Genomic DNA, 14,085 nt, shown 5'->3' with positions numbered 1-14,085 from the left:
GGAGTAGTGGCACATGTCCACCAGCTCGTTCTTCATCCCGGACCCGGAGGGTCACGTCCCCAACGCCGAGGGCTACTTCGGTGACTTCGGCGGCAAGTTCATCCCGGAGGCCCTCGTCGCCGCCGTGGACGAGGTCGCCGTCGAGTACGAGAAGGCCAAGGGCGACCCGGCCTTCGCCGCCGAGCTCAACGACCTCATGGTCAACTACACCGGCCGGCCCAGCGCCCTGACCGAGGTGCCCCGGTTCGCCGAGCACGCGGGCGGCGCCCGGATCTTCCTCAAGCGCGAGGACCTCAACCACACGGGCTCGCACAAGATCAACAACGTGCTGGGCCAGGCGCTGCTCACCAAGCGCATGGGCAAGACCCGCGTCATCGCCGAGACCGGCGCCGGCCAGCACGGCGTGGCCACCGCCACCGCCTGCGCCCTCTTCGGCCTCGACTGCACCATCTACATGGGCGAGATCGACACCCAGCGCCAGGCCCTCAACGTGGCCCGCATGCGCATGCTCGGCGCCGAGGTCATCGCCGTGAAGTCCGGCTCCCGGACCCTCAAGGACGCCATCAACGAGGCGTTCCGCGACTGGGTCGCCAACGTGGACCAGACCCACTACCTCTTCGGCACCGTCGCCGGCCCCCACCCCTTCCCCGCCATGGTCCGCGACTTCCACCGCGTCATCGGCGTCGAGGCCCGCCGCCAGATCGTCGAGCGCGCCGGCCGGCTCCCCGACGCCGTCGCCGCCTGCGTCGGCGGCGGCTCCAACGCCATCGGCCTCTTCCACGCCTTCATCCCCGACGCGGACGTCCGCCTGGTCGGTTTCGAGCCCGCCGGACACGGTGTGGAGACCGGCGAGCACGCCGCCACCCTCACCGCGGGCGAGCCCGGCATCCTGCACGGCTCCCGCAGCTACGTCCTCCAGGACGAGGAGGGCCAGATCACCGAGCCCTACTCCATCTCCGCCGGCCTGGACTACCCGGGCATCGGCCCCGAGCACTCCTACCTCAAGGACACCGGCCGCGGCGAGTACCGCGCCGTCACCGACGACGCCGCCATGCAGGCCCTGCGCCTGCTGTCGCGCACCGAGGGCATCATCCCGGCCATCGAGTCGGCACACGCCCTCGCCGGCGCCCTCGACCTGGGCAAGGAGCTGGGCAAGGACGGCCTGATCGTGGTCAACCTGTCCGGCCGCGGCGACAAGGACATGGACACGGCCGCCCGCTACTTCGGGCTGTACGACGGCACGGAGCCCGAGGGGGAGAACAAGTGAGCACCGCCAACGAGAAGACCGGCCGCCTGGAACTGCTGGGCGCGACCCTCGCCAAGGCCAAGTCCGAGGACCGCGCGGCCCTCGTCGCCTACCTCCCGGCCGGCTTCCCGACCGTCGACGGCGGCATCGAGGCCGTCAAGGCGGTCATCGCGGGCGGCGCCGACATCGTCGAGATCGGCCTGCCGCACAGCGACCCGGTCCTGGACGGCGCAGTCATCCAGACCGCCGACGACATCGCCCTGCGCGGCGGCGTCAAGATCGCCGACGTGCTGCGCACCGTCCGCGAGGCCTTCGAGGCCACCGGGGTCCCGATCCTGGTCATGACGTACTGGAACCCCATCGACCGCTACGGCGTCGAGCGGTTCACCGCCGAGCTGGCCGCCGCCGGCGGCGCGGGCTGCATCCTGCCCGACCTGCCGGTCCAGGAGTCCGCGCTGTGGCGGGAACACGCCGCCGAGCACGGTCTGGCGACCGTCTTCGTCGTGGCCCCCAGCAGCAAGGACGAGCGCCTGGCGACCATCACCGCCGCCGGCTCCGGCTTCGTCTACGCCGCCTCCCTCATGGGCGTCACCGGCACCCGCGAGTCCGTCGGCAACGAGGCCCAGGAGCTGGTGCGCCGCACCCGCACGACCACCGACCTCCCGGTCTGCGTGGGCCTGGGCGTCTCCAACGCCGTGCAGGCCAAGCAGGTCGCCGGCTTCGCCGACGGTGTGATCGTCGGCTCGGCCTTCGTGAAGCTGCTCCTGGACGCCCCGGACCTGCCGGCGGGCCTGTCGGCCGTACGGGCACTGGCGGGCGAGCTTGCGGAAGGCGTACGCAGGTCCTGACCCGCGACGGGCCCAGGACGAGGTTCTGTAGCCCGATCGGGTGGATTCGACGTCGGGGAGGCACGCGAGTGCCTCCCCGCTTCGTTTGGCCGAACGTGAGCGAGAAGAACGACGGTGCGAACCGCGATGCGACGAAACGATCGGCCCGGGAGCGACTCCAGGAGGAGCGCGAGCGGCAGAAGACCCGGGACAAGCGCCGGCGGACCTTCCTGGTGGCGGGAGCCGTCGTCGGCGTGCTCGGCCTGGCAGCCGTCGTAGGCGTGATCGCGGCCAACGCGGGCAAGGGCGACAAGTCCGCCAAGGCCGGCCCGGTGGCCGCGCCCTCCGGAGCCACCGGCAAGGACGCTCTCGCCATCCAGACCGGCAAGGACGGGGCCAAGTCCACCCTCACCGTGTGGGAGGACTTCCGCTGCCCCGCCTGCAAGGCCTTCGAGGACAACTACCGCACCACCATCCACGACCTGGAGGCCAAGGGGCTGCTCAAGGTCGAGTACCACCTGGTCACCCTCATCGACGGGAACATGGGCGGCACCGGCTCCCTGAAGGGGGCGAACGCCGCCGCCTGCGCCCAGGACGCCGGCAAGTTCTCCGCGTACCACGACGTCCTCTTCCAGAACCAGCCGCAGGAGACCGACGACGCCTTCGGCAAGAACGCCAAGCTCCTGGAGCTGGCGGGCAAGGTCGACGGGCTGGACACCCCCGCCTTCCGCTCCTGCGTGGAGGACGGCACCCACAACAGCTGGGTGGGCAAGTCGCACGAGGCCTTCCGCGACGGAAAGTTCCGCGGCACCCCCACCGTGCTGCTCGACGGCAAGGACATCTTCTCCGACCAGGCCAATCCGCTGACCCCGCAGAAGCTGAAGGAGAAGGTCGAGGGCACCGGCGGCAAGACCGCTGCCCCGCCGTCGCCGTCCCCCTCCGCGTCCGCCTCCGGGAACGGCGGCTCCAAGACCGGCACCAAGGGCTCCCCGGCCGCCGGATCCGGTTCCGCTTCCGGCTCCCGGGCGGGTTCGGGGACCGGGACGGGGGCCGGCTCGGGAGGCTGAGCGGCGGCCGCGCCGTGTGTGGTTTTGGTTTCAGCTTGCCGGGCGGGTTGCGGTGCGTACCGCCCGGCAGGGTAGCGTCAGGTCTGCCATGGACCTTGCTTACATCCCCAGCCCGTCGACCGGCGTGATCCATCTCGGACCGATCCCGCTGCGCGGCTACGCGTTCTGCATCATCATCGGCGTCTTCGTCGCCGTCTGGCTCGGCAACAAGCGGTGGATCGCGCGCGGCGGAAAGCCGGGCACGGTCGCGGACATCGCCGTGTGGGCGGTGCCCTTCGGCCTGGTCGGCGGTCGCCTCTACCACGTGATCACCGACTACCAGCTCTACTTCGGCGAAGGCCGGGACTGGGTCGACGCCTTCAAGATCTGGGAGGGCGGCCTCGGCATCTGGGGCGCGATCGCGCTCGGCGCGGTCGGCGCCTGGATCGGCTGCCGGCTGCGCGGCATCCCGCTGCCCGCCTGGGCCGACGCGCTCGCCCCGGGCATCGCCATCGCCCAGGCCTTCGGACGCTGGGGCAACTGGTTCAACCAGGAGCTGTACGGCCGCGCGACCGACCTGCCGTGGGCGCTGAAGATCAGCGAAGGCCCGAACCGCGAAGCCGGCACCTACCACCCGACCTTCCTCTACGAGTCCCTGTGGTGCCTGGGCGTGGCCGCGCTGGTCATCTGGGCCGACCGGCGCTTCAAGCTGGGGCACGGGCGGGCGTTCGCCCTGTACGTGGCGGCGTACTGCTCCGGGCGCGTGTGGATCGAGTACATGCGCGTCGACGAGGCGCACCAGATCCTGGGCCTGCGGCTGAACGTGTGGACCGCGATCGTGGTGTTCGTGCTCGCGGTGGTGTACTTCGTGCTCTCGTCGAAGCTGCGCCCGGGGCGCGAGGCGGTCGTCGAGCCGACGGCCTCCGGCGGTTCGGGTGAGGCTGCAAAGGCCGTCCCGGCCGGCGCCGATGCCGAGGCCGTCCCGGCGGATGCCAAGGCCGATGTCAAGGCCGTGCCGGCGGACGCCAAGGGCGATGCCGCTCCGGCCGACGCCGATGCGGCGAAGCCGGCCACCAGCCTCACGAAGGCCGCGGAGGCCGACAAGAGCTGAACGGGTCGTACCGGAGGGGGCGCCGCGCACATCGCGGCGCCCCCTCCGCCGTACCCGGCCCGTCCGCGCCGGGTACGGCTTACTGCACGGCGCTGCCGCGCCCGCGCCTCAATCGCCGGCGGGGCTGAAATCAGCCCCGCCGGCGATTGAGGCGCGGGGTCTGGGGCGGAGCCCCCGGGAACGGTGGAAGGGCGGGTGGGGGACCGGCCCCGCGCAGCGTGCGACGGCCGGAGCGCGTCAGGAAGGGGCTGGGCTGCGCCGGGCGAGGGACAGGGTGCGGTGGGCGGCGGCCACTACCGCGGGGTCGACGAAGCGGCCGTCCGGGAGGGCGAGGGCGCCGGGGGTGGCTCGGGCCGCGGTGACGATCTCCTCGGCGGCGGTGACCTCCTCCGGCCCGGGGAGGAAGGCCCGCTCGATCACCGGGAGCTGGCGGGGGTGGATCGCCGCACGGCCGAGGAAGCCGAGGGCCCGGCCCCGGGCGCAGGAGGCGGCCAGTGCCTCCAGGTCCCGGATGTCCGGGAAGACCGACTGGGCCGGCGGCGCCAGCCCGGCGGCCCGGGCGGCCACGACGACCCTGGAACGCGGCCAGTCCAGCCCGCCCTCCGCGCAGACGCCGAGGTCCGCGCAGAGGTCCGCCTCGCCCAGCGTCAGCCCTTGCAGGGAAGGATGGGCGCGCGCGATCTCGTACGCCCTCTCCACCCCCAGCGCGGACTCCAGCAGCGCGTACAGCGCCACCCCTCCCGTGCGGTCCGCGACCCGGGTGATCTGATCCGGCGCGTCGATCTTCGGCAGACGCAGGCCCGCGAGCCCGTGCAGCCGGGCCAGCGCGGTGAGGTCGGCGCCCGACCAGGGGGAGCCGAGGGCGTTGACGCGGACGTGGACGGGGACCGGCGGCCGCTCGGTCAGCAGGTCGGCGGTGGCCGCGCGGGCGTACTCCTTGCGCGAGGCCGACACCGAGTCCTCCAAGTCGACGATGACGGCGTCGGCCCCGCTGCGCAGGGCCTTGGCCACCACCTCCGGGCGGTCCCCGGGCGCGTAGAGCCAGGTCAGGATCACAGGGCCCCCTCCAGGCGGAGAGCGGAGATCTCGGCCCCGGTGAGGCCGAGCTCGGTCAGGACGGATTCGGTGTCCGCGCCGTGCGGGCGGCCGGCCCAGCGGATCCCGCCGGGGGTCCCGGACAGCCGGAAGAGGACGTTCTGCATGCGGATCGGCCCGAGTTCGGGGTCCTCGACCTCGGTGACCGTGTCGAGGGCCGCGAACTGCGGATCGGCCATCACGTCCCGGACGTCGTAGACCGGGGCGACGGCGGCCTCGGCCTCCTCGAAGGCCGCGACCACCTCGTCGGCCTTGTGCCGGGCGATCCAGCCGCCGACCGCCCTGTCGAGGACCTCCGCGTGCGCGGCCCGCCCGGAACCGGTCGCGAACCAGGGCTCGGCGATCAGCTCCGGCCGGCCGACGAGCCGCAGCACGCGCTCCGCGATCGACTGGGCCGAGGCGGACACCGCCAGCCAGCGGCCGTCCGCGCTGCGGTAGGTGTTGCGGGGGGCGTTGTTCGCGGAGCGGTTGCCGGTGCGGGGCTGGACGTAGCCGAGCTGGTCGTACCAGAGCGGGTGCGGGCCCAGCACGGTCAGGATCGGCTCGACGATCGCCAGGTCGACGACCTGGCCCCGACCGGTCCGGTCCCGCCCCGCGAGCGCGGTCATCACCGCGTACGCGCAGGTCAGCGCGGCGATGGAGTCCGCGAGGCCGAAGGGCGGGAGGGTCGGAGGGCCGTCCGGCTCCCCGGTGATCGCGGCGAAGCCGCTCATCGCCTCCGCGAGGGTGCCGAAGCCCGGCCGGTGGGCGTACGGGCCCTGCTGGCCGAAGGCCGTGACGCGGGCCAGGACGAGCCGCGGGTTGGCGGCCGACAGCTCGGGCCAGCCCAGGCCCCACTTCTCCAGGGTGCCGGGCCGGAAGTTCTCGACGACCACGTCGGCGGTGGCGGCCAGCCGCAGCAGGGTGTCCCGGCCGCCGGGCGTGGACAGGTCGAGGGTCATCGTCCGCTTGTTCCGCCCGAGCAGCTTCCACCACAGCCCGACCCCGTCCTTGGCCGGACCGTGCCCCCGGGAGGGGTCGGGCCGGTGCGGGTGCTCGACCTTGACCACCTCGGCGCCGAAGTCCCCGAGCAGCGTGGCGGCCAGCGGCCCGGCGAACAGGGTGGCCAGGTCGAGTACGCGCAGCCCCGCCAGCGGCCCGCCGGGAGAGCCGGGGGCGGCGGCCTCGGCGGCGCCGGCCGTCATGACGCCGCCCCTTCCGCCGCCCGCGCCACCTCGGCGCGGGTCGGCATCGAGTCCTGCGCCCCCGGCCGCTGGACGGACAGCGCCGCCGCCACCGAGGCCCACGCCAGCGCCTCGGGCATCGCGCGGCCCTCCCCGAGCGCCACCGCGAGCGCCCCGACGAACGTGTCCCCGGCGGCGGTGGTGTCCACCGCCCGGACCCGGGGCGCCGCCACCGTGAGCGGCTCGCGCCCCCTGGCCGCGTACAGGCAGCCGGCCGCGCCCAGGGTGACCACCACCTCCGGCACCTCGCGCAGCAGCGCCTCCGCGGCCCGGTGCGGGTCGGTGAGCCCGGTGAGGGCGGCGGCCTCGTGCTCGTTCGGGACCAGCAGGTCGGTGGCGGCGAGCAGCCCGGCCGGCAGCGGCTGCGCGGGGGCCGGGGTGAGGACGGTGCGGACGCCGTGCGCGCGGGCGGCCTCCGCGCCGGCGAGGACGGCCTCCAGCGGGAGTTCCAGCTGGAGCAGCAGGCAGTCGGAGGCGCCGATCCGCGACGCGTCGCCCGCCTCCAGACCGGTGACGCGGGCGTTGGCGCCGGGAACCACGATGATGCTGTTGCCGCCCTCGTCGTCGACGGTGATGTGCGCGGTGCCGCTCGCGCCCTCGACGGTGCGCAGCGCGGCGGTCTCGACGCCGGCGGAGGCCAGCCCGGCCCGCAGCCGTACGCCGAACTCGTCCGCCCCGACGGCGCCGATCATCACCACCTCCCCGCCGAGGCGGGCGGCGGCCACCGCCTGGTTGGCGCCCTTGCCGCCGGGGGCCGTGCGGAACTCCCGGCCGGTGACGGTCTCCCCGAGCCGGGGGGCCTTGGGCACGTAGGCGACGAGGTCCATGTTGGTACTGCCGAGCACGGCGATGGCCGTCATGAGCGGGTTGCCTCCTGGGTGGTGAGCCGGTCCGTGAGGTCGGCGAGGGTGTCGAAGCCGATGCCGTCGAAGCCGGCGACGGTGGTGGCGAGGCGGTTCTTCAGCGGCGCGGTCCAGCGCTCCGGGATCCGGTCGGGGGACCCGGCCAGGAGGCCCGCGACCGAGCCGGCGGTGGCGCCGTTGGAGTCGGTGTCCCAGCCGCCGGAGACCGCGAGGCAGACGGAGCGGGTGAAGTCCCCGTCGGCGTGGGTGAGGGCGGCGGCGACGAGGGCGGTGTTGGGGACCGCGTGCACCCAGTGGTAGCGGCCGTAGCGGTCGTGCAGCCGGTCCACGACCCGGTCGAAGTCGGGCTCCTCGCGGGCGGCGCGGATCCCGGAGCGGACGGCCTCGGCGAGGCGCGAGCCGGGCGGTACGACGGCCAGCCCGGCCCGCAGCGCGCCGTGCACGTCCGCCTGGCCGCCGGCGGCCTCGGCGATGGCGGCGGCGGCGAAGAGGGCGGCGTAGACCCCGTTGGCGGTGTGGGTGAGGGTGGCGTCCCGCCAGGCCTGTTCGGCGGCGGCGGCCGGGTCGCCGGGGTTGGTCCAGCCGTGGACGTCGGCGCGGATGAGGGCGCCGATCCACTCGCGGAACGGGTTGTGGCGGGTGGCCGTGTGCGGGGGCTCCAGCCCCTGGAGGAGGTTGCGGTAGGCGACGCGCTCGGCGGTGAAGGTGCGGCCGGCGGGGAGCTCGTCGAGCCAGAGCCGGGCCAGGTCGGCGGTGCCGAAGCCCTTGCCGTGCCGCTGGAGCAGCAGCAGGCCGAGGAGGGGGTGGTTCAGGTCGTCGTCCTCGGGCGCGCCGTCGATGTTCTCGGCGAGGGAGGTGGGTGCGGAGCGGCGGTTCCACGGGTACGCGGCCAGCAGCTCCGGGGGGACGCCGCGTGCGGTGAACCAGTCGTCCAGCGGCCAGTTCCCGGCGGCGCGGGCGAGGGCCCGGATGCCGTCGAGGGGGAGCTTCTCGACGGGCTTGCCGAGTACGCAGCCGACGGCCCGGCCGACCCAGGCGGCCTCCAGCCTGCGGCGCAGCCCGGGGGCCGGCGTGCGCGCGGCCGGTGGCGGGGCCGCGGGCCGGGCGGCCCGGATGGCCTGCCAGTCGGTGGGCTCCGCGGCCGCCGTGGGGACGGGGAGCTCCGCGAGGCCGTCCAGCAGGCGGGCGGCGAGCGCGCGCAGGCCCGGCGCGGCGGGGGAGGGGGAGGCCCCGGCCCGGGCGGGGGCGGGGCGGCCGCCCGCGGCGAGCCAGGCGGCGAGGGCCGGGCCGGGGTCGCGGCCGTCCTCCGCGGCCTGGCGCAGCTCGTGGCCGAGGAGGTCCTCGGGCTGGACCCAGGTGAGGCGTACGCGGTCCGCTGCGCCCTGGGCGGTGGCGGGGCGCGGGGCGGTTTCGGCGGCCGGGTCCGTGGTGGCGGGGCCTGCCGTGACCGGGTCTGTGCGGGCCGGGTCCGTGGTGGCGGGGCCTGCCGTGACCGGGCGCGCCGTGAACGGGGGTGTGGCCGGGGCGCCTCCGGCGCAGGAGCCCGTCATCGCGGTGAGGCGATGGCGTCGAAGGCGGCCTCGTGGGCGCGCCGGCGGGACCGGTCCCGGTCGAAGACCTCCCGGGCGACGGCCGCCAGCGCCGCCGCCGGGGCGCGCAGGTCGAGCCGGCTGGCCTCGGCGACCTGCTTGGCCCACGCGGCCGGCACCGCGGACTCCCCGCCCAGGGCGCCGGCGACCGCCCCGGCCATGGTGGCGATGGAGTCGCAGTCGCGGCCGTAGTTGACGGCGCCGAGCACGGAGGCCTCGTACCGGCCGTCCGCGACCAGCAGCATGCCGAGGGCGACGGGGAGTTCCTCGACGGAGTGCAGGCGCGAGGGGCGCCGGGCGCCGAGGGAGGGCGCGCGGTAGTCGGGCCCGACCGAGTCGTACGGGGCCACGGCCGCCCGCAGGGGTGCGAGCGCGGACTCGAAGTCCCGGTGCCGCGGCGCGACTTCGCGTACCGCGGCGATGGCGTCGCGGGTGCCGTCCTTGGCCAGGGCGAGCGCGGTGTCCACCACGGACGCGGCCGTCGCCCCCGGGGCGCAAGCGGCCGCCACGGCCGCCGCGAAGACCCCGGCCGCCTCGCGCCCGTACGAGGACTGGTGCGCGCCCGCGAGGTCCAGCGCCTCGGCGTAGGCGGCGGCCGGGTTGCCCGCGTTGACCAGGCCGACCGGCGCCATGTACATCGCCGCACCGCAGTTGACGATGTTGCCGGTGCCGGCCTCGCGGGGGTCCGCGTGCGCGTAGTGCAGCCGGGTCACGATCCACTTCTCGGCGAGGAAGATCCGCTGGAGGGGCAGGGCCTCGGCCTCCAGCTCGGGGATCCAGCGGGGGGTGCCCATCAGGTCCGGCACGAGGTGCTCGGCGACCGCGTAGGCGTCCAGGTGGTCGCGTACGGCCGCGTAGACCCGTACCAGCGCGTGCGTCATGAGGGTGTCGTCGGTGACGTGGCCGTCGCCCTTGTGGTACGGCGCGATGGGCCGGGCGGTGCGCCAGTCCTCGTACCAGGGGCCGACGATGCCGTGCACGCGGCCGCCGTGCCGTTCGGCGATCTGTTCCGGGGACCACCCCTCCACCGGTCCGCCGAGCGCGTCGCCCACGGCGGCGCCGACGAGGGCGCCCGTGAACCGGTCCTCCAGTGTGAGGGTCATGCCCGAATCATCCCTTCAGGGTGGTGAGTTCCGTACGCGAGAGCAGTGCGGCGAGCTCGACGAGGTCGGTTCCGGCCAGCCGGGGCAGGGCGCAGCCGGAGAGGGTGCGGCAGGCCTCGCGCCAGGCGGCGGGGAGGGAGTCGCCGCCGCCGAGGGCCCCGGTGAGGGCGCCCGCGAGGGCGGGGGCGGAGTCGGCGACGCGGGAGAGGCAGGCGGCGGCGGGGACGGCCCCGCAGGCCTTTCCGCGGGCGGCGGTGGCGAGGGCGAGGGCGACGGGGACGGTCTCGGCGGCGGCGATGCCGTAGCTGTAGACGTGGTCGACGATCTGGTGTTCCAGGAGGGGGACGAGGGCGAAGGCGCCGCCGGTCTCCGCGCGGGCGAGTTTGACGGCGTGCCGGGCGTTGCGGCCGATCTCGGTGGGGGCGGGCAGCTGCGCGAGCGCGGCGTCGACGGCGCTGTCGGTGTCCGCGCCGGCGAGGGCGGCGGCGACGGCGGCGGCCATGGCGCGGGCGCCGTGGACCCCGTCGCCGTCCTGCGTGTAGCGGGCGTCGAACTCGGCGAGGTCCGCGGCCGCCTCCGGGTCTCCGGGGTGCACGACGGCGAGCACGCAGGCGCGGACGCAGGCGGCGTCGTCGAAGTAGTGCGGGTTGTCGTGGCCGGTGGCGGGCGGGCGCAGGCCGGCGGCGAGGTTGCCGAGCCCGGCGCGTACGGAGATCCGGGCGCGCATCGGCAGTACGGCGGACTCGACCTCGGGGGCCCGTTCCGCGGCGGCGGCGACCTCGCTGGCGAGGGCGTTCCAGGCGAGGTCGATGGCGGCGCGCATGCGGCGGGACCGGGAGAGGTCGCTGAGCAGCACCCCGGCGGCGGTGAGTACGGATTCGGCGGCGAAGGCGGCCCATTCGGCGTCGTCGGAGGGGCCGAGGCGCAGCGGTTCGGGGGGCTGGTTGAGGGCGATGGGGACGGGGAGGGTGGTGGTGGCGTTCTGCTCGGCGAAGGTGTCGAGCTCGCGGGTGAGTCGGCGGGTCCACTCGGGCATCCGGCTGGCCCGGTGCCGGGCGGCGGGCCAGCCGGCCGCGTCGCCCGCGGCGAGGCCGAGGAGGAGCCCCTCGATCCGCCGGGCCGCCGGTGCCTCCGGCGGGGTGGCGGGGGTACGGGTCTCCGTGCCGGCGGCCTCCGGTGCGGTCGCGGGGGTACGCGGCTCCGTGAGCGGGATGCGGCCGGGGGCGGAGATTCCCCCCGTCCCGCCCCTTCCCGCTGCGCCGACCGGTGCGGCTCCGCCGCGTGACGGGGGCGGACCCCCGGCCCCCGGGGCCGTCGTTCCGGCGGGCGCGCCGATCCGGCCCGCCGGGGCGGGGGCGAGACCCGCCCGGGGCGGGTGGCCCGGGGCGGGCGCGGTGGCCGGGGCCCACGTTCCCTTGGCGGCGTCCGGCTGTGGCGGGTGCTCCCGGGCGGGCGCGGTGGCCCCGCCCGCCGGGGCGGGGGGTGCGGCCACGGCCGCCACCGGGCCGCCGCCGGTGGCCGGGGTCGTCGCCGCCGGGGCCCCCGGGGGCGGGGCCGGGGGTTCGGGCTCGGGGGAGCCGGACGGCGGGGCGGGGTCGGTGAGGGTGGTGTGGTGGCTCATCGGGCGGGCTCGGTTTCCGGGGTGAGGAGGTCCGCGATGTCCAGGACGTGGTAGCCGCGCATCGAGGGGAGGCAGGAGCCCCGGACCGGGCCGATGGCCGAGGCCCAGGCGGCGGGGATCGCGGCGGCGCCCGACAGGGCGCCGGCCAGGGCACCCGCCACCGCCGCGGTGGTGTCGGCGTCCCGGCCCATGTTCACCGCGGTGAGGACCGAGGACGGGAAGTCGCCCGCGCAGGCGGCGAAGGCGCCGAAGGCCAGGCCCACCGCTTCCGGGGCCAGGTCCGTCCACGGGTAGCCGCCGATGACCACCGCCGAGCGGACCGCCCGCTCCCCGCGCGGGGCGGCGGTCACCGCGCGGCGCAGCGAGCGGGCCGTCCAGGAGTCGGACGGGATGACGGACAGGGCCGCCGAGACCACCGAGGCGGGGGAGCCGCCGGCCATGGCGGCCGCGACCCCGGCGGCTACGGCCTGGCCGCCGTAGATGCCCTCCCCGTCGTGGCTGACCGTGCCGTCGATCGCGACCAGGCGGGCCGCCTCCGCCGGGCGGCCCGCCGCGAAGACCCCGAAGGGGGCCGCCCGCATGGCCAGGCCGTCCGACCAGGCGTGCCGGTGCTGTGCCGAGATCGGCGCCGCCAGGCCCCGGCGGAGGTTCTCCAGGGTGCCGCGCTCCGAGAAGCCCGCGCCGCGGAAGGGGCCCTCGTCCAGGTCGGCGATCCAGTGGTGCCAGGCCCGCTCGACGTGCGCGACGGTCAGGGCGGAGCCGTGCCGGGCCAGCAGCAGGCCCGAGAAGATCGCGTACTCGGTGTCGTCCGTGCCCGCCGGGTCGTCCGAGACGAACCCCTCGATCCGGCCCCACTTCGCCCGGATCTCCGACGGCTTCATGTTCTCCGCGGGGGCGCCCAGCGCGTCACCCACCGCGAGGCCGAGAAGTGCGCCCCTGGCCCGTTCCAGGAGGACCTGCGGATTGCATGCAATCAGCTCCATGGGGCGCCTCTCCACGTGGTGGGGGACTCATCATGAGCCCTTGGGGGATTTGTGCCACGGCATGAGGTTTGTCGGTCGCCGCGAAACGCCCCCCACCCGCCCCCGTCACCCGGTCGCCGACCCGCGAAACCCCAGGTAAGTACGGCCTTCCTTGCTAGCGGGAACCAAAAATCGTGCGTACTTTCGAGGTGTTCAGGGGGGTGTCCCGCGTCGGGCACAGCTGCGCGTTGCTTTCGCGTACCCGCTCGTACCCATTCGCGCAAAGGGGATATACGCCGCATGTCCATCATCGACATCGAAGCGCCGCTGCACACCGCCCACCGTGACAACCACACCCACCGCGACGTCAACGGCGGATGGCTGCGTCCGGCCGTCTTCGGCGCCATGGACGGGCTCGTCTCCAACCTGGCCCTGATGACCGGTGTGGCCGGCGGCGCGGTGGCCCCCGCGACGATCGTCATCACCGGCCTCGCCGGTCTGGCGGCCGGCGCGTTCTCGATGGCGGCCGGCGAGTACACCTCCGTCGCCTCGCAGCGCGAGCTGGTCCTCGCCGAGCTGGACGTGGAGCGCCAGCAGCTGCGCAAGCACCCCGTCGACGAGATGGAGGAGCTGGCCGAGCTCTACGTCTCGCGCGGCGTCGAGCCCGCCCTCGCCCGCGAGGTCGCGATGCAGCTCTCGCGCGACCCGGAGCAGGCGCTGGAGATCCACGCCCGCGAGGAGCTCGGGATCGACCCCGACGACCTGCCCTCGCCGCTGGTCGCCGCCGTGTCGTCCTTCGGCTCCTTCGCGCTGGGCGCGCTGCTCCCCGTACTGCCCTACCTGCTCGGGGCGACCGCCCTGTGGCCGGCCGTGCTGCTGGCGCTCCTCGGGCTCTTCGTCTGCGGCGCGGTGGTCTCGCGGGTCACGGCCCGGTCGTGGTGGTACAGCGGTACGCGCCAGCTCGTCCTGGGTGGCGCCGCCGCGGGTGTGACGTACATCCTGGGAACCTGGATCGGCGGCGCCATAGGCTAACGGCCGCGGGAGTGAGACACTATGCAGCACGCAACATAAGTAGTCCGTTACCCGGTGGTTTCGATTCCGTGACCGCTGGGCATCAGACCAGGGCGCCGGGCAATGATGCCCGTCTCGCGCCGGGACCTTCACCCCGTGTTGTGCCCAGCGGAAGCCCTCAGCGGGAGGACCTGCAGAGCTGCAGGAGTCCTCGCCGGAAGCGTCTGCGACTCGAGAACCCCTTGAAGGTCCCTTCTTTCTGCCTCGCGCAGTGTCCGCATGCTGGAATGTGATATCCGGTTCTCGGAATTACCGTCATCATGTAACCTGCACGAACTTTCGCAGAGGGCCAACGTCGTCCCTCGGCTGCACATTGCCACGACGACGA

The 14,085-nt window shown here is 75.1% G+C and carries 12 protein-coding genes; 5 read left to right on the top strand and 7 right to left on the bottom strand.

The window, feature by feature from the left end; translation table 11 throughout:
- Positions 1–13: 13 nt before the first annotated feature.
- The 4 genes from trpB to lgt all read left to right on the top strand — a co-directional run bounded on the left by trpB (position 14) and on the right by lgt (position 4,230).
- A complete protein-coding gene (trpB, locus tag ACZ597_RS12750) occupies positions 14–1,267 on the top strand; it encodes a tryptophan synthase subunit beta (RefSeq protein ID WP_471328379.1) in 1,254 nt (417 codons plus the stop codon).
- Positions 1,264–2,094 (top strand): tryptophan synthase subunit alpha, encoded by an 831-nt coding sequence (gene trpA / locus ACZ597_RS12745; RefSeq protein WP_471328377.1) that lies wholly within the window; start codon positions 1,264–1,266, stop codon positions 2,092–2,094. Before trpB ends, trpA begins: the two co-directional genes overlap by 4 nt.
- A 95-nt stretch (positions 2,095–2,189) precedes the next feature.
- On the top strand, positions 2,190–3,140 hold the full coding sequence (locus ACZ597_RS12740; protein WP_471328375.1) for a DsbA family protein: 951 nt from the start codon (positions 2,190–2,192) through the stop codon (positions 3,138–3,140).
- A gap of 88 nt (positions 3,141–3,228) precedes the next feature.
- Positions 3,229–4,230, top strand: a complete 1,002-nt coding sequence (lgt, locus tag ACZ597_RS12735) for a prolipoprotein diacylglyceryl transferase (RefSeq protein WP_471328373.1) — start codon at positions 3,229–3,231, stop codon at positions 4,228–4,230.
- A gap of 237 nt (positions 4,231–4,467) precedes the next feature.
- Here lgt and ACZ597_RS12730 read toward each other — a convergent pair whose 3' ends face one another.
- The 7 genes from ACZ597_RS12730 to ACZ597_RS12700 are packed head-to-tail and all read right to left on the bottom strand — an operon-like array spanning position 4,468 to position 12,707.
- Positions 4,468–5,286 carry an HpcH/HpaI aldolase/citrate lyase family protein gene (locus tag ACZ597_RS12730; RefSeq protein ID WP_471328371.1) on the bottom strand — a complete coding sequence of 273 codons (819 nt, stop codon included), beginning with the start codon at positions 5,284–5,286 and terminating at the stop codon, positions 4,468–4,470.
- Positions 5,283–6,509 (bottom strand): CaiB/BaiF CoA transferase family protein, encoded by a 1,227-nt coding sequence (locus ACZ597_RS12725; protein WP_471328369.1) that lies wholly within the window; start codon positions 6,507–6,509, stop codon positions 5,283–5,285. The genes ACZ597_RS12730 and ACZ597_RS12725 overlap by 4 nt, the downstream gene beginning before the upstream one ends.
- Complete coding sequence (rbsK, locus tag ACZ597_RS12720) at positions 6,506–7,408, bottom strand: ribokinase (protein WP_471328367.1); 903 nt, start codon at positions 7,406–7,408, stop codon at positions 6,506–6,508. Before rbsK ends, ACZ597_RS12725 begins: the two co-directional genes overlap by 4 nt.
- Positions 7,405–8,961: an ADP-ribosylglycohydrolase family protein gene (locus tag ACZ597_RS12715; RefSeq protein WP_471328365.1), complete on the bottom strand. Its 1,557-nt coding sequence runs from the start codon at positions 8,959–8,961 to the stop codon at positions 7,405–7,407. The genes rbsK and ACZ597_RS12715 overlap by 4 nt, the downstream gene beginning before the upstream one ends.
- Entirely contained in the window at positions 8,958–10,103 is a 1,146-nt protein-coding gene (locus ACZ597_RS12710; protein ID WP_471328363.1) for an ADP-ribosylglycohydrolase family protein, read from the bottom strand. The genes ACZ597_RS12715 and ACZ597_RS12710 overlap by 4 nt, the downstream gene beginning before the upstream one ends.
- A gap of 7 nt (positions 10,104–10,110) precedes the next feature.
- Positions 10,111–11,724 (bottom strand): ADP-ribosylglycohydrolase family protein, encoded by a 1,614-nt coding sequence (locus tag ACZ597_RS12705; protein ID WP_471328361.1) that lies wholly within the window; start codon positions 11,722–11,724, stop codon positions 10,111–10,113.
- The gene (locus tag ACZ597_RS12700) at positions 11,721–12,707 is read right to left on the bottom strand and encodes an ADP-ribosylglycohydrolase family protein (protein WP_471328359.1); all 987 of its coding nucleotides are present in this window, start codon (positions 12,705–12,707) and stop codon (positions 11,721–11,723) included. Before ACZ597_RS12700 ends, ACZ597_RS12705 begins: the two co-directional genes overlap by 4 nt.
- Before the next feature lie 279 nt (positions 12,708–12,986).
- On the opposite strand from ACZ597_RS12700, the gene ACZ597_RS12695 reads away from it, so the two are divergent.
- Positions 12,987–13,718: a VIT1/CCC1 transporter family protein gene (locus tag ACZ597_RS12695; RefSeq protein WP_471328357.1), complete on the top strand. Its 732-nt coding sequence runs from the start codon at positions 12,987–12,989 to the stop codon at positions 13,716–13,718.
- The last annotated feature ends 367 nt before the right edge of the window (positions 13,719–14,085 follow it).

The sequence above is a fragment of the Streptomyces sp. NPDC040718 genome, from assembly GCF_055593565.1.
This window is presented reverse-complemented; position numbering and strand designations above follow the sequence as displayed.